At 56.4% G+C, this 20779-nt stretch carries 19 protein-coding genes; 4 read left to right on the top strand and 15 right to left on the bottom strand.

Features of this window, described 5'->3' with window-relative positions:
- Positions 1 to 9: 9 nt before the first annotated feature.
- The 10 genes from FN806_RS00880 to yajC form a co-directional block, all read right to left on the bottom strand.
- On the bottom strand, positions 10 to 549 hold the full coding sequence (locus FN806_RS00880; RefSeq protein ID WP_142633094.1) for a DsbE family thiol:disulfide interchange protein: 540 nt from the start codon (positions 547 to 549) through the stop codon (positions 10 to 12).
- Entirely contained in the window at positions 542 to 700 is a 159-nt protein-coding gene (ccmD, locus tag FN806_RS00875) for a heme exporter protein CcmD (RefSeq protein WP_185956600.1), read from the bottom strand. Before ccmD ends, FN806_RS00880 begins: the two co-directional genes overlap by 8 nt.
- Entirely contained in the window at positions 697 to 1470 is a 774-nt protein-coding gene (locus tag FN806_RS00870; RefSeq protein WP_142633092.1) for a heme ABC transporter permease, read from the bottom strand. Before FN806_RS00870 ends, ccmD begins: the two co-directional genes overlap by 4 nt.
- A 61-nt stretch (positions 1471 to 1531) precedes the next feature.
- Positions 1532 to 2188: a heme exporter protein CcmB gene (gene ccmB / locus FN806_RS00865; protein ID WP_142633090.1), complete on the bottom strand. Its 657-nt coding sequence runs from the start codon at positions 2186 to 2188 to the stop codon at positions 1532 to 1534.
- Positions 2185 to 2799: a heme ABC exporter ATP-binding protein CcmA gene (ccmA, locus tag FN806_RS00860; RefSeq protein WP_142633088.1), complete on the bottom strand. Its 615-nt coding sequence runs from the start codon at positions 2797 to 2799 to the stop codon at positions 2185 to 2187. Before ccmA ends, ccmB begins: the two co-directional genes overlap by 4 nt.
- Positions 2800 to 2912: 113 nt before the next feature.
- Positions 2913 to 3266, bottom strand: a complete 354-nt coding sequence (locus FN806_RS00855) for an Mth938-like domain-containing protein (RefSeq protein ID WP_142635082.1) — start codon at positions 3264 to 3266, stop codon at positions 2913 to 2915.
- A 9-nt stretch (positions 3267 to 3275) separates the two neighbouring features.
- Complete coding sequence (locus FN806_RS00850; RefSeq protein WP_142633086.1) at positions 3276 to 4022, bottom strand: sulfite exporter TauE/SafE family protein; 747 nt, start codon at positions 4020 to 4022, stop codon at positions 3276 to 3278.
- A complete protein-coding gene (secF, locus tag FN806_RS00845) occupies positions 4015 to 4989 on the bottom strand; it encodes a protein translocase subunit SecF (protein ID WP_142633084.1) in 975 nt (324 codons plus the stop codon). The genes FN806_RS00850 and secF overlap by 8 nt, the downstream gene beginning before the upstream one ends.
- A gap of 1 nt (position 4990) precedes the next feature.
- On the bottom strand, positions 4991 to 6652 hold the full coding sequence (gene secD, locus FN806_RS00840) for a protein translocase subunit SecD (protein ID WP_142633082.1): 1662 nt from the start codon (positions 6650 to 6652) through the stop codon (positions 4991 to 4993).
- Positions 6653 to 6685: 33 nt separating this feature from the next.
- Positions 6686 to 6973: a preprotein translocase subunit YajC gene (gene yajC, locus FN806_RS00835; RefSeq protein ID WP_142633080.1), complete on the bottom strand. Its 288-nt coding sequence runs from the start codon at positions 6971 to 6973 to the stop codon at positions 6686 to 6688.
- Positions 6974 to 7175: 202 nt separating this feature from the next.
- Between yajC and FN806_RS00830 the strand changes: the two genes are divergently transcribed.
- Positions 7176 to 8837, top strand: coding sequence for a mechanosensitive ion channel family protein (locus FN806_RS00830; protein WP_142633078.1), 1662 nt, complete (start codon positions 7176 to 7178; stop codon positions 8835 to 8837).
- A gap of 72 nt (positions 8838 to 8909) precedes the next feature.
- Complete coding sequence (gene serS, locus FN806_RS00825) at positions 8910 to 10202, top strand: serine--tRNA ligase (protein WP_142633076.1); 1293 nt, start codon at positions 8910 to 8912, stop codon at positions 10200 to 10202.
- Between the two features lie 57 nt (positions 10203 to 10259).
- On the opposite strand, the gene FN806_RS00820 is transcribed toward serS, so the two are convergent.
- The 5 genes from FN806_RS00820 to FN806_RS00800 all read right to left on the bottom strand — a co-directional run bounded on the left by FN806_RS00820 (position 10260) and on the right by FN806_RS00800 (position 15535).
- The gene (locus FN806_RS00820) at positions 10260 to 10799 is read right to left on the bottom strand and encodes a helix-hairpin-helix domain-containing protein (protein WP_142633074.1); all 540 of its coding nucleotides are present in this window, start codon (positions 10797 to 10799) and stop codon (positions 10260 to 10262) included.
- A gap of 39 nt (positions 10800 to 10838) precedes the next feature.
- A complete protein-coding gene (locus FN806_RS00815; protein WP_142633072.1) occupies positions 10839 to 11825 on the bottom strand; it encodes a fatty acid desaturase in 987 nt (328 codons plus the stop codon).
- Positions 11826 to 11990: 165 nt separating this feature from the next.
- Positions 11991 to 13454: a ribosome biogenesis GTPase Der gene (der, locus tag FN806_RS00810; RefSeq protein ID WP_142633070.1), complete on the bottom strand. Its 1464-nt coding sequence runs from the start codon at positions 13452 to 13454 to the stop codon at positions 11991 to 11993.
- 48 nt (positions 13455 to 13502) lie between these two features.
- Positions 13503 to 14825 carry a PQQ-like beta-propeller repeat protein gene (locus FN806_RS00805; protein WP_142633068.1) on the bottom strand — a complete coding sequence of 441 codons (1323 nt, stop codon included), beginning with the start codon at positions 14823 to 14825 and terminating at the stop codon, positions 13503 to 13505.
- Between the two features lie 38 nt (positions 14826 to 14863).
- Positions 14864 to 15535 carry a hypothetical protein gene (locus tag FN806_RS00800; protein ID WP_142633066.1) on the bottom strand — a complete coding sequence of 224 codons (672 nt, stop codon included), beginning with the start codon at positions 15533 to 15535 and terminating at the stop codon, positions 14864 to 14866.
- Between the two features lie 225 nt (positions 15536 to 15760).
- Between FN806_RS00800 and FN806_RS00795 the strand changes: the two genes are divergently transcribed.
- Positions 15761 to 16993, top strand: coding sequence for an efflux RND transporter periplasmic adaptor subunit (locus FN806_RS00795; RefSeq protein ID WP_142633064.1), 1233 nt, complete (start codon positions 15761 to 15763; stop codon positions 16991 to 16993).
- Positions 16990 to 20769, top strand: a complete 3780-nt coding sequence (locus FN806_RS00790; protein ID WP_142633062.1) for an efflux RND transporter permease subunit — start codon at positions 16990 to 16992, stop codon at positions 20767 to 20769. Before FN806_RS00795 ends, FN806_RS00790 begins: the two co-directional genes overlap by 4 nt.
- The last annotated feature ends 10 nt before the right edge of the window (positions 20770 to 20779 follow it).

Raw genomic sequence — 20779 nt, 5'->3', positions numbered from 1 at the left:
CCTGCCGCGTTAATCGGCCTTAGCCTTTTCCAAAGCGGGCCGAATAGTTCCTTCGATGACGCGCTGGGTAATCGGCCCAGCAAAGCGCAGGATAATGGTTCCGTCGCCATCGACCACATAGGTTTCCGGTACGCCGTAAACGCCCCAGTCCAGCGCCATGCGTCCCTGTTCATCCCGGCCGATACCCGTATAGGGATCACCAAGTTCGTTCAGGAATGCCTCGGCATTTTCCAGCTTGTCCTTATAATTGATACCGTAGACAGGAATGCCTTCATCCGACAGGGCCTGCAGGTTTGGGTGTTCCACCCGGCAGGGCGCGCACCAACTGGCCCAATAATTCACAAGCTTGATCTGTCCATCGCGCAACGTTGCGTCGTCAAATTGTGGCTTGCCTGCAAAATCTGTTAATACAACCGGTGGCGCGGTTTGGCCCTCACGGGCCGAGGGCAAAGCGTTTGGGTCATCACGGAACATGCCAATACCAGCAAGTACAGCAAAGGCACCAAATATCAACGGAGGCGCAATCATCAGGGGCGAGATCTTAGCCATTGCGCTTTATCCTCTGTTCAACTTTTTCCAGTTCAGCCTGGCTCTTGCGGCCCCTCATCACGCTGACCAGAACCAGCGCCAGCAAAAGCCCGATGGAAACCACATAGGACCAGAGCACCGTATCGGCATATTTTCCAAGATCAGGGATCATCCGTTTGCCCTTTCCCGCGCCAGCAGAGTCTTGGTCCGACGCGTGCGAATTTCAGTACCCGTGCGGTAAAGTACCAAGGCGATGAACAACAACACGAACCCGACAATGCACAGCAGCAGAGGATAGAAATAGATATTGCTGACCTTCTCTTCGGTATCCGCTCCAGTCACGGCACCAGCCCGCAGGACAGAAGCGCCCTGATGCAGCCCCTGATTCCAGAAATTCACCGCATAACGGCTGAGGATAGCAAAGACCGACCCCACCAGACACAGGATCGAGGTCAGATCGGCAGCCGTATCAGGGTCTTCGATCGCCTCCCACAAGGCGACATAGCCCAAATAGAAGAGGAACAGGATCAGGAATGAGGTCAGACGTGGATCCCAGGCCCACCAGGTGCCCCACATGGGCTGCCCCCAAATCGCCCCGGTTGCCAACGCAATCAATGTCATCACGATGCCCACAGGTGCGGCCGCGCGCGCAGCCAGCGCACTGACATGATGACGGCGAACCAGCCAAACCAGAGAGGTCGCCAGCATCATAAGCCAGCAGTTAATCGCCATCAGTGCGGCGGGCACATGCAGGTAAATGATCTTGACGGTCGATCCCTGCTTGTAATCATCGGGTGTGAAGAAAAATCCCCACACCAGACCAATGACGATGCAAACCAAAGCCGCGCCCCAGAAGAACGGCATCACCCGTTCACTGGTGGCAAGAAACTTGCGCGGATTGGCATATTCCCAGAGGGTATTGGCTTTGGCTGCGATAGACATGGGCCTTATCTAGTCCGAGTCGGGTTCATTCTCAATTGACATCCGTCAAAGTTACACTGTGTCACCGTAGGTTAATGCGCAACACGGCGGCGCTGGCAAAAGGTAACAGGGCAATCGTCGCCGCAGTGATCCCAGCCAGCATCAACAAGGGTGTCTGCGTTTCCATTCCGGTTGCGCCGCGGCGCGCGACTTCGGCCCCGAAGATCAATGTCGGTACATAAAGAGGCAGCACAAGAAGCGACAGCAGCAATCCGCCGCGTTTCAAGCCGACCGTAAGAGCGGCACCAAAGGTTCCGATGACGCTCATCGCGGGCGTGCCAATCAAAAGTGAGACGACAAGCCAGAAAAAGCCGGGCAAAGGCAAATTAAGCAGAACGCCCAGGAAGGGCGCAGCCAGAACCAGTGGCAAGCCCGTGGTCAGCCAATGCGCCAAAGACTTGATCGTTATGACCGCTTCTAACGGCAGGGGCGCGGTCGCCAATAGGTCGAGCGAGCCGTCCTCCCAATCCAGCGCAAGCAGCCGGTCAAGTGACAGAAGGCAGGCCAAAAGTGCCCCCAGCCATAGCACGCCAGGTGCAATCGTGGACAACAACGCGGATTGCGGGCCAACTGAAAAAGGCACCAGCACGGTGACGATAAGAAAAAACGCCAGGCCAAGGCCAAACCCTCCGCCCGCACGGAAGGCCAGTTTCAAATCACGTAAAAGCAGGGCGATCACAGGAAACCTCCGTCGAGATCATCGACAGGTTTCGGTTTAGCCTTGTAGGGCCCCACATCCAGGACCTCTCCGTCCAGACCAAGGTCGATATGGGTGGCAATCAAGGCAGACCCACCCTGCCCCAGATGCGCGCGCACCGCGTCAGCAAACATCTGCACTGCATTCTTATCCAGCGACACAGTGGGCTCATCCAACATCCAGATGGGTCGTTCGGTGACCAACATCCGCGCCAACCCCAATCGACGTTTCTGGCCTGCCGACAGATTGCCGGCATGGCGATCCGACAGCTCAGTCAAAGCAAACGCGTCCAAGGCCGGTTGAATGCTGTGACTGCCGAAGACCTGCGCCCAGAACGACAGGTTTTCCACCACGGTCAGAGTCGGCTTGAGTCCGTCGGAATGTGAGGCATAGGCGATCCGGTCCTCAGCCCCGTCGATCTGCCCCTCAAGCGGAGGCTGCAGGCCTGCCAGCGTTCGCAGCAGCGTTGTTTTACCGATCCCGTTCGGCCCGCGTAGGATAAGCGCCTTTCCGGGCTCCAGCGAAAAGCTGAGATTTTCCAGCACAGGAACGCCCCCTCGGGCGATCGACAGGTCGGTCACGGTCAATGTCATGAATCCCGCTTATCCTATTGCCGTCAGAGGCAAAAGGCGGGATTTGCCGCAGCATACCGACAGCAACGTATTTGGGTGGCATCTAAGCGCAAGGACAGAGGAAAAGAATCCGATCAGACCGGTAGCAGCGCCAGCGCAATACGGCGCCCTTCGGATAACAGGATATTGTATGTGCGGCACGCGGACGGAGAGTTCATGATCTCAACCCCGATCCCCGAATCTTCCAAGGCGGCGCGCAGATCAGAAGGAATATGGGCCAGCTCAGCGCCGGTTCCAATAAACAGCACATCGACCTGACCCGCCAATTTCAACAGACCATCCCTGTCGTCGTACCCGCCCCATTTCGCTGATCCTGCCGGGCCGGTCAGTACCGACCCGTCATAGACCTGACCACCGATGCGGAAAAACCCAGGACCATATCCGTCAACAGGGGCCGCATTGTCATAAGAGATTTCATTCATACGCATAGGAGGCATCTAGCCCCAAAGCGGTAAGCCCGACAAGGCTGCAAGCGCTATCGCCAGATACGCAGCGGCACGATACAGCTTTTCCCGCTCGGGCCGGAACATCCAACCACCCAGCCAATTACCAGCCAGGTTGGGGACCGCCAGAACCAGACCCAATATCACAGCAGGCAGCGTGATACGGTCCATGCCAGTCAGGTACCCGAGCAGCAGAAAATCAAAGGCGAACAGGTATAACAGGATCGTCGCACGGATCACGGCCACGGGCAGAGGTCGAGACATATAGAACAAGATAACGGCCGGTCCGGGCAGGCCCGCGACACCGCCCAAAAACCCACCAGCGCCTCCTATTCCCAAAACCATTTTGCGACTGACATGACCGTGATAGCGCAGACCGAACACCAGAATAGCCAGCATAAGAAACGCCAACAGGCTAACGGTATAGCGAAATACATGTGGATCGACCGCGGTCAGCAACCACAGCCCCAATGGCAGAGCGAGTGCGCACCCTCCCACCAGACGGACCAGATCACCCCTGTCGACCTCGCGCCAGGCCCGGCGAAGGTTGGGCAGCGGGCCCAGTATATCCATGATTGTCAGGCAGGTCAGCGCCTTGAAAGGATCAAGGAATGGGGTTGCGATTGGCAGGAATATCAGGGCGGTCCCAAATCCGGAAAAGCCGCGCACTACACCGCCAAGAAAGGCAGCAAAAACTATGATGGCCAGCCCTGTGGGGGACTGGCCAAAATACTCAGGCATCGATGTTGGCAAACTGGTTGCCAGAAGTGTTTGATGGCTTGGACCAGTCGCGCTTGACGCCCAGCCACAACAGGATGGTTGAGGCCACAAAGACGGACGAATAGGTACCTACGATCACACCCCAAATCATAGCAAAGACAAACCCGCGGATCACATCCCCGCCCAGAACATAGAGCGAAATCAACGCCAGCAAGGTGGTGACAGAGGTCATGACTGTCCGGCTGAGCGTTTCGTTGATCGAAATGTTCAGAACCTCCTTTAGGTCCTTTTTCTTGTATTTCCGCAAGTTCTCGCGCACCCGGTCGAACACGACCACCGTATCATTCAACGAATAGCCCACGATGGTCAGCAGCGCAGCGATGATCGCCAGATCAAAGCGGATCTGCAGTTCGGAAAAGATGCCGATAGTCAGGATGACGTCATGCACCAGCGCAGCGACAGCCCCCAGCGCAAACTGCCATTCAAACCGCAGCCAGATGTAGACAAGCACCGCCCCAATGGCGAGCACCACCGCGATTACGGCGGTCTGGATAAGCTCTCCCGAGACTTTGGGTCCTACAGATTCGACGCTTTCGAAGGGCAGTTTCAACCCGGGGTCCGCTGCGGCAAGAGCTTCGCCAATTTGTTCAATCGTGGCCGCATTGACAGCCTCAGCATCATCCTGCGCCTGAATGCGGATCATCGCGACATGTTGATCTGGCCCGAAGCTCGGATCGAAAATCTCGGTGATCGTCACGTCGCCAAGTCCAAGCGGCGCAATAGCGTCACGATATGTGCCGACATCGATTTCCTGCGCGCTTTGGGTCCGAATGGTGGTCCCTCCACGGAAATCAATGCCGAAATTCAGGCCCTGCAGCATGAATGACGTAAACGCGACAATCATCATCAAGGCCGAGATACCCAGCCAAATCTTCCAGCGACTGAAGAAATCGAACGAGGTATTCTGGGGTACGAGTTTCAGTCTCATGTCAAACCTCGATCGTTTTCGGACGGCGGCGTTCGAACCAAATCACGATCATCAGGCGCGTCACGAAGATCGCGGTGAAGACCGAGGTCAGAATACCCAGACCCAAAGTGATTGCGAACCCGCGCACTGGCCCGCTGCCCATAGCAAACAGGATTACAGCGGTAATGAAGGTGGTCACGTTGGCGTCCAGAATGGCCGACAGCGCTTTTTCATAACCCAGCTCAATCGCGCGGGCAGGACCTTTGGCAGATTTCAGTTCCTCTCGGATACGCTCGAAGATCAGTACGTTGGCATCCACCGCCATACCTACCGTCAGAACAATCCCCGCGATCCCAGGCAGGGTCAACGTCGCCCCAATCAGGGAAAGCAGACCGAACAACAGGCCAACGTTGATGATCAGCGCAATATTGGCGAAGATACCAAACAGGCCATAGCTGAGCGCCATGAATGTCAGCACCGCGACAAAGGCCACGATGGTTGCCACCTTACCCGCGTCGATACTGTCCTGGCCCAGCTCGGGACCGATGGTTCTTTCTTCCAGAAACTCCAGCCCGGCGGGCAGTGCCCCTGCGCGCAACAGGACAGCCAGATTTGTACTTTCCTCAACGGTGAAATTACCGGTGATGATACCAGACCCACCGGGGATATGACTTTGGATCACCGGGGCTGAGATCACTTCGTCATCCAGTACGATGGCAAAGGGTGCCCCGATGTTTTCCAGCGTGTAATCACCAAATTTGCGCGCGCCTGAGGTGTTAAAGCGGAAACTCACCGCCGGGCGGCCATTCTGGTCAAACGCGGGCTGCGCATCGACCAGTTCCTCGCCCGTTACAACAGGCGCGGCATCCAACGTGTAATAGACGCCATTTTCGTCAATCGACGGCACCACCTCTTCGCCAACGCCCGCTACCGCATCGGGGTCGGTTCCGCGCCCAACGACGGGGTTAAAGGTCAGTTGCGCGGTCGTGCCGATGATCTCTTTCAACTCTCCTGCGCTGCCGATACCTGGCACCTGGATCAGGATACGGTCGGTGCCTTGCCTTTGGATGGTCGGCTCGCGGGTGCCCACCTCGTCAATCCGGCGGCGAATGATTTCCAGCGATTGACGCACGGTGCGGTCGTCTGAGGCCAGCTTCTCGGCCTCAGAAAGTTGCACAATGATCGTATCACCTTCGGCGCGAGCCTCGATATCCGTGGCCCCTACACCGCTGAGGGTCTGCACCTGACGGGCCAGACCGCGGACAACCTCCAGCGCGCGGGACATGCCCTCGGGCTGACTGATGCGAAGGCGAATCTCAGCAGGCGCCGAGTCCTGGCGACGGATGGTGCCCACGGTGGCACGTTCGTCCCGCAGCGCATCCCGAATTTCGGGCCACATGGCGTCCATGCGGGATTCGTAGACGTCACCCACCCGAACTTCGGCCAAAAGATGCGCGCCACCACGCAGATCCAGCCCTAGATTGACCAGCGACGACGGCAGCCAGTTCGGCCATTGCGCCGCCTCGGCCTGCATTTCAGGAGTGTCGACGCCAAGCTCAATCGCCGCCTTGGCGTCATTGGATTGTTCAACGCGCGTATAAAACGCATTCGGCAGGGCCATCAGCAAGCCAGTCACGCAGACCAGCCAGATCAGAACCCGCTTCCAGGTATCAATTTGCAGCATTACCCTGCCTTTTCAAGGGATTATATCGCGAAGTTACTTCGCCGGCTCAGTCTTGTTCAGAACCTGCGAAATGGTCGATTTAACCACGCGGACTTTGACTCCCTCGGCGATTTCGACTTCGATCTCGTTGTCGCCTTCTTTGACCTTGGCCACTTTACCAATCAGCCCACCCTGGGTAACGACCTGATCGCCCCGGCGCACGGCCTCGACCATGGCTTGATGTTCCTTCATTTTCTTCTGCTGTGGACGGATCAGCAGGAAATACATGATCGCAAAAATCAGGATCAGCGGGAGAAACTGGGCGATTGCGCCACCTTCCATGGGATATTCCTTTTGGTTTGGTACTGCGAAAATGCTCCGCAAATTTTGCGAGAACCTATTCTCTGAACCACCTGTTTGCAAGGAATGGCAGCACAGGTTTTTACAATGATTGTCTCATAATGATCAAAGAAATACACCGGGGTCGCAGATCGGTCCTTTGATCCGGGCTCGGCTGGGATATAGTTGGCCGGCAGGAGGACCGATGATTCAATTAATCCAAACGCTTGGCACGCTTTCGCGCATCTGGTTCACGCTTGTCTGGATTATGTTCAGCACAGCGATGGCGCTAGCACAGGATGCGCCAATCGAAACGCCTGAAACCTCTGAACAATCAGAGAATTTCAAAGCGCCGGTCATCATCGACGGCGAAAGCCTGTTTTTCCTGCGCGGATCCAGCGCCCTGCCCGCGCCCGAACGGGCCGAGACCGTTCAGAACAACATTATCCAAGTGGCCCTGTCCTCGGAAAATCCCGAAGTTACTGTCACTTATGAGGATACGGAACTGGGCACGCGTATTCTGGTTGATGGCGTGCCGGTATCGACGGTCACCGTCGCCGATGCCGAAATGGACCAGATGGAGCTGGACGTCATCACCTATCTCCATGGCTCGGCCATCCATGATGCGATTGTCGCTTACCGCGCAAACCGAACCGAACAGGCGCGTGTATCCGGCGCGCTTGAGGCTTTGGGCTGGACGCTGGGGTTTGCCGTATTCATCGCCATTATTCTGTGGCTGCACCGGCGCATCAGACGTCGTACCCTGAAATTCGTATCGCGCCATCTGAAGGACGTGGAAACGGCAACAGCCAAAAGCGTTCAAGCCGAAGCCATTGCAGCCCTCGTCAGTTACGGTCTGAACTTCATATTGCTGGTCGTCTTCTTTCTGGGCTTTTACTACTACCTGTCTTTTGTTCTGCTTTCCTTTGCCGAAACCCGGTATTTCGCTCAGCTGTTGCTGACCTATCTGACCGAACCGGTTCTGCTGATCTTCAAAGGAGTGGTCAGCTATATCCCCAACCTTATCATGCTGGCGCTGATCGCCTGGTTGGCGATGTATATCATCAAAGGGATGCGCGTGTTCTTTGACGCGGTCGAGGCCGGCACATTCGAACTGGGCGATTTTGAAAGCCATTGGGTAAACCCGACATTCAACATTGCCCGCGTTTTGGTCATCCTGATCGCATTGGTGTTTGCAGTACCCTATATCCCAGGCTCGGATTCCGCAGCGTTTCAGGGGCTGACTATTCTGGTGGGTGCGATGCTATCGCTTGGCGCGAATTCGGTGGTCTCCAACATGCTGGCTGGGCTGTTTGTGATCTACCGCCGCTCAACCTCGATCGGCGATCGCATCCAGATCGGCGACCACATCGGCGACGTTGTACGGATCAAGCTGATGGAGACCCACCTGAAGTCGATCAAGAACGAGTTGATCTCGATCCCAAATGCGCAGTTGATGAATTCGGATGTGATCAACTTTTCAAAGAAAACAGATGGTAGCGGGCTGTTGCTGCATACGACTGTTGGTATCGGCTATGAGGAGCCTACGGAGAAGGTCGAAGCGATGCTGATCGAAGCCGCGCGCCGAACAAAGGCAATCAAGGCAAAGCCAGAACCATTCGTTTTGTGGACCGCTCTGGCCGACTATGCGATCAATTATCAGATCAACGGCTATACTACGCGGGGCAGCATCATCCCGAAAATTCGGTCAGACCTGCATCGCAATATTGTGGCTGTGTTCAATGAGAACAATGTGCAGATTATGACCCCGTCTTACATCGCCGATCCACCCGAGCCGAAAATCCCCACTGAAGGCTGGGATGGCCATCTGGCACATGAAGCACACGAGGGAACGGATAAGTCGTAACCGGTGCTACACCCTGCCTTTCATATGGTGCATAAGCAGGTTCAGTGATTCACGCATTTAAGGACCTGAACCATGCACGACATCCGCGCCATACGCGAAAACCCAGCCGCTTTCGACGCCGCCCTTGCGCGCCGTGGGGACGCGCCGGTGTCGTCGGACCTGTTGCGCCTGGACGAAAGCCGCCGCGCCAAGATATTGGCCGCAGAAACCGCTCAGGCGGAGCAAAACAAGGCTTCCAAAGAGGTTGGTGCGGCCAAGGGTCGTGGCGATGAGGTCGAGTTCGAGCGCCTGCGCGCGCTGGTCGCCGAGAAAAAGGCCGAGATCGCCCAGATGCAGACCGAGGCCAAGGATCTGGACGCCCTTCTGACCGATCAACTGATCCGCATCGCCAACCTGCCCGCCGAAGATGTGCCCGAAGGCGCGGATGAAAACGACAATGTCGAAGTCAACCGCTGGGGCGCTCCGCCCACGCTGGATTTTGCGCCCAAAGAGCATTTTGAGATCGAAGCCGTCCAGACCGGTATGGATTTTGAGACTGCCGCGAAACTGTCCGGCTCGCGTTTTGTGCTGCTGTCCGGTGGCGTAGCCCGCATTCACCGCGCATTGGCGCAGTTCATGCTGGACACACATATCAACGAAAACGAACTAACCGAGGTCAACGGCCCGGTTCTGGTTCTGTCCGAAATGATGCAGGGCACCGGGCAACTGCCGAAGTTTGGCGAGGACAGCTATCAGACCCGTGAAGGCTGGTGGCTGATCCCGACCTCCGAAGTGTCGCTGACCAATATCGTCAATGAAACGCTGATCGACGAAAGCTATCTGCCTCGCCGCTATACCGCGCATTCCCTGTGCTTCCGGTCCGAGGCTGGCAGCGCTGGCAGAGACACCCGTGGGATGCTGCGCCAGCACCAGTTCGAAAAGGTCGAGATGGTCTCAATCACCCATCCGGATAAATCGGATAAGGAACAAAAGCGCATGTTACGCTGCGCCGAAGGTATTCTAGAAAAATTGGGCATACCCTATCGCACCGTGATCCTGTGTACGGGCGACATGGGCTTTGGCGCGCGCCGTACCTATGACATCGAGGCATGGTTGCCCGGACAGGATACCTATCGCGAGATCAGCTCGGTCTCGACTTGTGGTGATTTTCAGGCCCGCCGCATGAACGCGCGGTTCCGCCCCGAAGCGGGTGGCAAACCGGAATACGTCCATACACTGAACGGCTCCGGCCTGGCTGTCGGTCGTTGCTTGATCGCCGTGCTGGAAAATGGTCAGAACGCCGATGGTACCGTGACCTTGCCCAAGGTTCTGGCCCCCTATCTTGGCGGTAAACTGACCTTACAGCGGGACGGCACGCTGGCATAAGAAAACCGGCGCTAACCAACTGCGCCGGTCCTGAGAAAATCAAAAGGCGGAGGAGGTCTACTTCTTCGTCTTTTTCTTATCTTTTTTCTTACTCTTCTTCTTGCCCACTATCTCTTTGGCGTCCTGTTTTTTTTGATCTTTTTTCTTGTCGTCCTTTTTGGACTTTTTATCCTTTTTGGCTTTGGCTTTCACCTTGTCCTTTGCCTTTGAGAATGCGGCCTCCATTTCCAGCAGCTTTTTGGCAGCTTTCTCAGCCTTGGCTTTTGCCTTGGCCTTTTTTCGCGCTTTGGCTTCAGCAGCGGCTTTCTCTTCAGCAGCCTTCTGGGCGGTTTCCTCAGCCCGCTTCCGGGAGGCAGCAGTAACGCCCTTCCGAGCAGCTGGGCGCTTGGTTGCTGCGCGCGCAGTCGTGGTTTTGGCTGAAACGGCTGCTTTCGCCGCCGCAATAAGAACCGGTGCCCGTGCCACACCAATGCGGGGAACTTTGACGAGCTCTGCGGGTTTCGCGCTCGCAAGGTCTTCTGCGGTCTTGAAGCCATTGGCAATCAACGCTTGCCCAAGCGCCTCGCCTACACCCTTTACATCGGTCACTGCGGTCATCAGAGTTCCTTTCCTTCTCACATCGGGCCGGAATACCGGCTAGCTGCTACGGGCCAGCACCCGGGATTGATCCTTAGGAGGGAAAGGTACAAGCCGTTTGGTGTCCTCATCCCAAAGTTTCAGATTCAAAGCCGCTACCGCCTCGGGGAATTTGATCCGGCGCGGCGTATACTCGGACGGGAGGTTATAGTGGCATTCCCGCAGCCGGTAAGAGGGGATGCGCGCGTTGAAGTGGTGTATATCGTGCAATGTGATGCAGGCCACCGCATTATCAAACCACCAGCCGAAATCCAGCGCCGACGACCCCTGCAGCGCAGCCAATTTCGGATCCAGATCTGGGCGACGGTCCCAGTATGTGTCTTCGAAATTATGCTGAAGATAGACTAGGAAAACTCCCAGCATCCCGCCAAGGAAGGAAAAGGCCACCCAAACCAATATACCGGTCGCACCGGCGATCAGATACAGCAGGCCCAGGAAAATCAGGATCGACAGGTTGTGCAGCAGCACGCCTTTGACGCCGAACCGCACCGTATTCTTGGGCCAGCGGTAGCGAATGAAATAAGTAAACAGTGCTCCGACCGGTACTAGGACAAACGGGTTGCGGTATAGGCGATAATACAGCCGCGACCACCAGTTCGCCGCATTCCATTCCCTCACGGTCATGGTATGAATTTCGCCGGTCTCACGATGTTCCAGATTGCCGATGCCGGAGTGATGCAGGTTGTGATTTTGCTTCATCACTTCGAATGGAGCGAAAGTGAACGGGGACAGCCCATGCCCTGCCCATTCATTCTGTGCACGCGTTTCAAATAGCGAATGATGGCCGCAATCGTGCTGCAGCACGTAAAGGCGAACAGCGGAAAACGCGAAAACCACCCCGGCAGGCATCATAACATACCAGCGGTCCACATAGATGATGGCTAATGCCAACGATGAGAAATAAACCGCGAAAGTCCCAAAGTAGCTGATCGCGGCCAATCCATTGTCCTGAACCGCGTATTGACGTGTGTATTCTCTCAAATCCATTCCGTCGGCTCCCCACAATGGCCCGTTGCAATGTGATTCTAAAAACGAGTGCGGTCTTCCCGCAAACAAGCGACACGCTTGGAAACAAAAGCGCGCCAGCGAATGCTAGCGCGCCATCAAAGGGCTGTCACGCCCCGAGATGAAAAATGCAACAGATTGGCGCAGTTACGCGCGTCCCTTCAAATGTTTGGCCAAGGCACCTGCGTTTTTCTTACGCCGTCCCTTGTAAGGGTTCTTGTCTCCCTGTCCGCGCAAGGTCAGTCGGATGGGGGTCCCGGGCATATCGAAACTCTCACGCAGGCCGTTGACCAGATAACGGTTATAGCTTTCAGGCATCTTGTCGGGGTGCGAACACATAACCACGAATCCAGGGGGGCGGGTTTTGGCCTGTGTCATATACCGCAGCTTGATCCGGCGACCCTGCGGCGCTGGCGGCGGGTGCTGTTCCAGCATTGCGATCAACCAACGGTTCAAAGCAGCAGTCGGCACACGCCGGTTCCAGATATCATGGGCGCGTAGGATAGCAGCACGCAGGCGCTCAAGCCCCCGCCCTGTTTTGGCGGAAACCGTGACCAGTGGAGCGCCGCGCAACTGCGGCAGAAGACGTTCGAACGATTCTTTCAGATCGCGCAGTTTTTCCTGCTTGTCCTCTTCGATATCCCATTTGTTAATGGCGACAACGACGGCTCGGCCCTCGCGTTCGGCCAGATCCGCGATGCGCAGATCCTGCTGTTCAAACGGAATCGCCGCATCCAGTAACACCACCACAACCTCGGCAAATTTTACTGCACGCAAACCATCCGATACAGAAAGCTTCTCAAGTTTTTCCTGTACCTTGGCTTTTTTGCGCATCCCCGCCGTATCGAAGATCCGCATCGGCGTGCTTTCACCCTCGGGGTCGGCCCAGTCGATCCGCAGGCTGATTGCATCGCGTGTGATCCCGGCCTCGGGTCCGGTCAACAAGCGATCTTCGCCAACGATCTTGTTGATCAGGGTGGATTTTCCGGCATTCGGGCGACCAACAACTGCAACTTGCAACGGCTTGGCGTCGGTGATCAACGGGGTTACGGCTTCGCCGTCTTCATCAAGCTCGATATCAGTTACGGGCGCTTCTTCGATCGCTTTTTCCGCAGCAGCATCAGCCAGAGGCATCAGATGTGCGTAAAGATCGGTCATCCCCTCGCCATGTTCACCCGACAGGCGGACCGGCTCGCCCAGACCCAGATTATAAGCTTCGAGCACACCGGCATCAGCCGCCGAACCTTCGGCTTTGTTGGCCGCAAGGATCACGTGTTTCGATCGTTTGCGCAGAATCTCGGCAAACATCTCATCTGTGGGCGTCAACCCAACACGCGCGTCGATCATGAACAGGCACACATCAGCCATGTCCACGGCGCGCTCGGTCAGGCGTCGCATCCGGCCTTCAAGGCTGTCGTCTGTCGCATCCTCAAGACCCGCCGTATCAATAACGGTAAAGCGCAGATCGCCCAGACGCGCTTCGCCTTCGCGCAAATCGCGCGTAACACCTGGCTGGTCGTCGACCAATGCCAGTCGTTTGCCGACGAGGCGGTTGAACAAAGTGGATTTGCCCACATTGGGGCGCCCCACGATAGCGAGGGTCAGGGACATGTTACTCAACTTTCAAGACTCAGACGCGCCCTTTAGCGCATCTTGTCGTCAACGGAAAGCGTGCAGTTCACCTTTGGTCGAAACGACGTACAAGGTTTGCCCGGCAACAACTGGCGCCGTAGTGGCACCACCGGGAACCTCGACGCGGTGAACCAGCGTGCCGTCGAGCGGGTTATAGAACCTTAGATACCCATCGTTCGATGCAACAACGATACGCCCACCAGCCATGATCGGCCCGTAATGCGCATAGATTGCGCCACGCCGACCGGGCTTGTCCTTGACGAAACCAGGCAAGTCCTGCGCCCACACAATCGAGCCATCCGAGGCATCCAAACGCACCAACTGACTGCGATCACTAATCAGGAAGATGCTGTTTCCAGCCGGCCAAACCGTATCAACGGCACCTTCATCCGCGGTCCATCTCCGCTCACCCGAAGTGGAATCGAATGCCACGGTGCGGCCCGAATGGTTGCCGATATAGATGGTATCGCCGACCACCATCGGGCCGCCTGTTACGTCAACGATCTGCGCTGCGGCGCGCCCGCGACGCCCACCAGCAACCGACGCGTTCCAGCGGCGAATACCACCTCTGCGGAAGGTTGCAGCTATATCGCCCGAGCCAAATGCAAACACCGAGAAATCCGAGGCAATCACCGGCGCAGGCGCGCCCAAAACATTGCCAACGCTTGGGGTACCCTGAACCTGCCAGAGGATGCGCCCATCTTTTGTATCAATCGTCCATCCGATTTCATCTCCGGCGACAAGATACAGCAGGCCATCATTGATCAGAGGTGAGCCGCTGCCCGTAGCATTCAGGCGCTTTTGCCAACGAATGGCACCGGTTTTGCCATCCAGAGCGGTCAGGCGACCAAAACCAGAAGACACATAAAGAACGCCATTGGCATAGGCCAATCCACCGCCAGTTGCATCTGAATCCCCGTCGGTGCCAGGGATTAGATCTGTACTCCAGGCAACCTGCCCCTGCGGTGAGACCGCTGAAACGGTCGCTCCGGAATCCAGCGTGTAGACCAAACCACCTGCAACGACCGGCTCGGCCGTGATGCGCTGCTTGCGCGAATCTCCATCACCGATCGACGTTGACCACAGTTTCTGTGGAGTATTACGCAAAGAGGCATTTGTCGTCCGATACGCCGCGGTTCCCGGGCTTTGTGACCAGTTGGCATTGGCCGTCTGGGCAGGAAGGCTGATCGGCTTGGCCCCCTGAGTCTCAACCGTTTCATTGTCGGATGTGGGTCGGATGTCCTCACGAGCTCCGGGCAGGATGACCTCGGGTTCCTGACAAGCCGCCAGCAATGTCAGGGAAACAACCGCGACCGGCAACCCAATACGGGGGAAGAGACTAATCACCATGATACTCCGAACTTGCCTGTCATTTATTTTCTACCGGTTCAGCTTTGCCGTGCGACCAGCGGTTCCGGTTCACCACCCAACGCAACAATCAACTGTGTTGCGCGTTGCTGCAGATCTACGCCGATTTCAGCGTCCTGCCGCATTGCCTGCAAACGGGAAATGGCGGCATCGACTTGACCTTCGGACACTTCGATCAGTGCCAGTTGCTCCTCTGCCAGCAACCGCAATGGGGCTCCCGGCACGGCCAGCGCTTCGAATTGCTGACGCCGGTCTGCTACCGGCATTGTCTCGCTTTGCAGCAGCAAAGCCTTGAAGGTCGCGATGGCCCGGTAAATTTCAGGCAGATCACCCTGAACCGCAATGGCGTTCAGACTCTCAACAGCGCCCTGCCCGGACTCGATTTCGGTCTGCGAGGCAGAAAGCAGCATCTTTACAATCGCATCTCCACCGGGTGTTGGTGCAGGTACCAAGGCAAGATCATCGGCACGATCGGCGGACTCATTCTGTGCCATAGCGGCCAGAATCGCATCTCCCAGATCCTGTGCCTGACTGGTTGCGCGCGCCTTGCGTAGTTCGTTGAACGCGGCACCACCAACGATCAGAACAACCGCCACTACGCCAACCCAACCCCAACGGCGCAAAAGCAAGAACAGACGGTCGCGGCGCACCTCTTCGGTCACCTCATCAATGAAACTGTCGACGTCGCTCATCCCTGCTCCCCGGGCTTGTGTTCTGTGATATTGGGCAATGTCATACCCCGCTGCCATTGCCAAGCCAAGGGTCCGATTTCATACAATTCCCCCACCTGCGGATACCCTTGCAGAAAAAAGTGAACCGAACTATTCAGTTTAGTGTGGAAAAGATGAGGCCCCGCCCCCATTTCTAAGCATGCGCGCCGAGGGACAGTCGGCAAAGAATTCTGGGAGAGACCCTGTATGCGTTTGATTTCATTCGTAAACGCCTTTTTGGTGATTGTTGCCTTATTCTATTTGGTATTCGAAAGGGATGCATTATTAGCATTCGCCGGCCGCGAAGATTCAAACCCGGGCACTACGTCCGAGGCAGAATCTTCTGAAATTCCCGCAGAGGATCGGCACGTAATCCGTGTAGTTGCACAGCGCTCTGTCGCCCGCGAAGTAGACAGTGCAGTGACTCTGCGTGGACAAACCAGAGCAAACCGCGAGGTCGAAGTTCTGGCCGAAACGACGTCAACTGTCGTATCAGAACCCAAGCGCAAGGGCAGTTTTGTCGAAGCCGGTGATTTGTTATGTGAGCTGGATCCAGGCACCCGTCCGGCAAGCCTGGCCGAAGCAGCAGCCGCCAAGCTTGAAGCCAAAAGCCGGGTGCCCGAAGCCGAAGCGCGTCTGCTGGAGGCACATGCGCGCGTAGCCGAAGCCGAAATCAACTTGAAAGCCGCACGAAAGCTATCAGAGACCGGTTTTGGGTCGGAAACCCGCAGGATTTCCAGCGAGGCAGAAATGAGTACAGCCCAGGCTGGTATCAAAAGCGCCGAAGCCGGGCTGGAAGCAACACGCGCCGGTATCGAAGCGGCATCAGCCGAAGTCGAGGCCGCCGAACGTGAAATCGAACGCCAGACGATCGAAGCTCCATTCAAGGGTCTGTTAGAAAGTGACACAGCTGAGCTTGGAAGCCTTATGCAACCAGGGTCGCTGTGTGCAACTGTGATCCAGTTGGACCCAATCAAGTTGGTCGGGTTTGTTCCCGAGGCAGATGTGAACCGGATCATCGTAGGGTCCGAGGCTTCGGCCCAGCTGATCTCGGGGCTTCAGGTCTCTGGGCGGGTCACCTTCCTTAGCCGGTCGGCCGATGAGACCACCCGGACCTTTGAGGTCGAGATTACCGTTCCTAACCCCGACCTGACAATTCGGGACGGTCAGACTGCGGACATCCGAATCTCGGCTGAAGGGACCAAGGCACATCTGTTGCCTCAGTCCGCACTGACGCTGAATAACGATGGCAAAGTTGGTGTACGGACCGTTGGAAATGGGAACATTGTGGATTTCCTGCCGGTCACTTTGTTGCGCGACACCTCCGAAGGTGTCTGGGTCGACGGGTTGCCGGAAACGGCGGACATCATCATTGTCGGGCAAGAATTCGTGACTCGCGGCGTGATGGTTGAGCCAACTTATCGGGATGCAGCGCAATGACCGGAATAGTAAGCTGGGCCGCTGGCCGAGCCCGAATGGTTCTGGCATTTATCGCGATTTCCTTGATCGTAGGTGGATACGCCTATGTTGGCCTGCCGAAAGAAGGTGAGCCGGATATCGAAATCCCTGCGCTTTTCGTCTCGGTTCAGTTCCCCGGCATTTCCGCTGAAGACTCGGAAAACCTGCTGGTCAAGCCGATGGAAACCGAGCTGGCTGATCTGGACGGTCTCAAAGAAATGACGTCGACGGCTGCCGAAGGCTATGCCGGCGTCGCGCTGGAATTCGATTTTGGATGGGACAAGACGGCGATCATGGCCGATGTCCGCGACGCCATGAACAGCGCCCAGGCCGATTTTCCTGAAGGGGCTGAGCAATATACCCTGACCGAGATCAACTTTTCTGAATTCCCGATTGTGATTGTCAATCTGACCGGGGCTGTTCCTGAAAGAACAATGGCCCGTGTCGCCAAAGATTTGCAGGATGATCTGGAAGCATTGGATTCCGTGCTTGAGGCAGGGATAGCCGGCAATCGAGACGAATTGCTAGAGGTGATCATCGACCCGCTGCGGCTGGAAGCGTATAACGTTACCGCCGCCGAGCTGATCAATGTTGTTCAGAACAACAACCAGCTGATCGCCGCTGGTGAGGTGGAAACCGATCAAGGCACCTTCTCGGTCAAGATCCCTTCGTCTTTCAAGACCGCCCAGGACGTGTATGACCTACCCGTCAAGGTCAATGGCGACCGCGTCGTGACCATGGGCGAGCTGGCGCAAATCAACTATACTTTCGAAGATCGCGAAGGCACCGCCCGCTTCAACGGCGAGGCCACCGTGGCACTGCAGGTCGTCAAACGCAAAGGCTATAACCTGATCGACACGGTCGACGAGGTCAAAGCCTCTATCGCAGCGGCCCAATCCAAATGGCCAGCCGAGATGCAGGCGGCGATCAAACTGGGCACCTCGAATGACCAGAGCCGGATCGTAGGGTCGATGGTCAGCCAGCTTGAGGGTTCGGTTCTTACCGCTATTGCGCTGGTTATGATTGTCATTCTGGCCTCGCTTGGGACCCGTGCCGCCCTGCTGGTGGGTTTTGCGATTCCAACCTCATTCCTGCTGTGCTTTGCATTCCTTGCGGTGATGGGGGTCAGCATTTCGAACATCGTCATGTTCGGTTTGATTCTTGCGGTCGGAATGCTGGTCGACGGGGCCATCGTGGTGGTTGAATATGCCGACAAGCGGATCAACGAGGGCGTGGGTCCCATGCATGCCTATGTCGAAGCCGCACAACGGATGTTCTGGCCGATCGTATCCTCGACAGCTACGACATTATGCGCCTTCTTGCCTATGCTCTTTTGGCCCGGCGTTCCGGGCGAATTCATGGGGATGCTACCAGTTACGCTGATATTTGTTCTGTCGGCGTCGTTAATCGTTGCACTGATCTACCTGCCCGTGATGGGCGGCGTTTCCGGCCGCCTGAGCCGCGTGTTTGACCGGTCGTCGAACTGGCTGAGGGCGCGAACAGCCTGGTGGATTCGGGCAGCGATGGTTCCCCCGTCGTTATACCTGATCTTCCTGGGGGCGATGCAGACACTGAACCCGGACTACTTGGTCGATTCAGGTAATTCGGTTCTTGGTATGATCCTGTTCATGCTTGGTGCGTTTGCCGGGTCGGTCACCCTGAGCGCGGCAAAAATCGAACGCGCCCCGGTTGAGCATGTGCAGACCAGCCGCGAACACACACGCTTTGGGCATGTGGTGAAATTCCTTGTGGGCAACCCGATCATGCCGATTGTATCAATTGTGGTGATTGGCCTTGCTGTAGCTTCAGTCATGACCGCATTTGGGAAAAACAACCGCGGTGTTGAATTCTTCGTTGAAAGCGAACCAGAGCAGGCCACGGCCTATGTCCGTGCGCGCGGCAATATCTCTTTGGCCGAAAAGGACCAGATGGTACTCGCCGCAGAAGAGATTATCAGTGCGCACCCGGCTGTTATCAACGTCTTTGCATTCGCTGGTGAAGGTGGTTTGGACACCGGTGGACCTGGTGGCCAATCCCCGGCGGATACCGTTGGTCAGGTTCAGTTCGAAATCATCCCTTGGGAAGACAGACCGAACGTCTCGGAACCGATTTTCGGAGGATTGTTGGACCGGCACACAGTGGCGCCAGACTATGACGGCGACTATGTTCTGGAAGAGTTGAACAGGGAGCTTGCGCAGCTACCGGGGATCATCGTTGAGACCTTGCCGCTTGAGCAAGGGCCAGGCTCTTCCAAACCTGTCCATCTGCGTATCAAGGCCGATGGCTGGCAAGAGCTGACATCAGCCACTTTGGCCGCACGTGAGGCATTCGACGCCACCCCGGGCCTTATTAAGATCGAGGACACGCTGCCCCTGCCCGGTATCGATTGGCAGATTGACGTTGATGTCGCCAAAGCAGGCCGGTTTGGCGCAGACGTAGCCACCGTCGGTGCGATGGTACAGCTTGTTACGCGTGGCCTTTTGCTGGGCGAAATGCGCCCGGACAACGTGGATGATGAAATCGAAATCCGTGTTCGCCTGCCTGATCAGGATCGTGTCTTGTCAACGCTTGACACGCTCAAGGTCCGCACGGTCGATGGATTGGTGCCACTGTCCAACTTTGTCTCGCGCAAACCAGTCGCCAAACTGGCCGAAATCAACCGTGTCGATCAGGAACGTTATTTTGACGTGAAGGCGGATGTTGAGCCCGGCCTGAGCAATGTTGTGGTCACAGGACCGGATGGCGCCGATCAAAGATTGGCAGTGGTGCGTGAACTCGCAGAGGATGAAATCCCAACAGCTACCGCATTGGCATTTCCCGATGGGACTCAGTTCGAACTGATCATGCTGACCGAGGCAGAAAGCACCGATGATTTGCGCACGCTGATCGAATCCGGTGACGCGCGCACCAGTCTGATTAACCCGAACGAACGGATTGTTGTGTTGACTGAATGGCTGGAAACCGATCCTTTTGGCAGTTCCGTCAGCTGGACATGGACAGGTGATCAGGAGGATCAGGCCGAATCCGGGGCGTTTCTTGTGAATGCCTTTATGGGCGCGTTGGGGCTGATGTTCGTTATTCTGCTCGCGCAGTTCAACTCGTTCTACAATTCGATCCTAGTTCTGCTGGCCGTGGTACTGTCCACAACAGGTGTTCTGATCGGTATGATGGTGATGCAACAGCCCTTCTCGATCATCATGACAGGAACGGGTATTGTGGCTCTGGCAGGGATCGTGGTGAACAACAACATTGTTCTGATCGACACCTATCAGGAATATAGCCAGTACATGCCAAGGATCGAGGCGATCATACGCACCGCCGAGGCACGCATTCGTCCGGTTCTGTTGACCACACTCACCACGATGGCTGGCCTTACCCCGATGATGTTCGGGCTGTCGCTGGACTTTATCAACGGCGGGTATTCGATCAACAGCCCCACAGCGCTGTGGTGGAAACAGCTGGCAACCGCAGTTGTCTTTGGCCTTGGTATCGCGACGGTACTGACGCTGATCGTGACGCCTTCGCTTTTGGCTATGCGGGTCTGGGTGACAACCTATGCCATCTGGTTGGGTAAGATTTTGGCTCGTGCTACAGCGGGAAAATCCAGCCAGGTGGCGCTGGATATGGCCATCGGTAAAGCCGCGATGAATGCTCAGGCAACCGAAATGGTCTGGGATGATGAGCTGCGTACCGACGATCCGAGCGCTGACAGTTCTGGGAAAGAACCGACCGGTTCACCGCTGAAAGCAGCCGAATAAAGAGCAACAG

This window comes from Ruegeria faecimaris (assembly GCF_900182615.1).
Lineage (GTDB): Bacteria > Pseudomonadota > Alphaproteobacteria > Rhodobacterales > Rhodobacteraceae > Ruegeria > Ruegeria faecimaris.
This window is presented reverse-complemented; position numbering and strand designations above follow the sequence as displayed.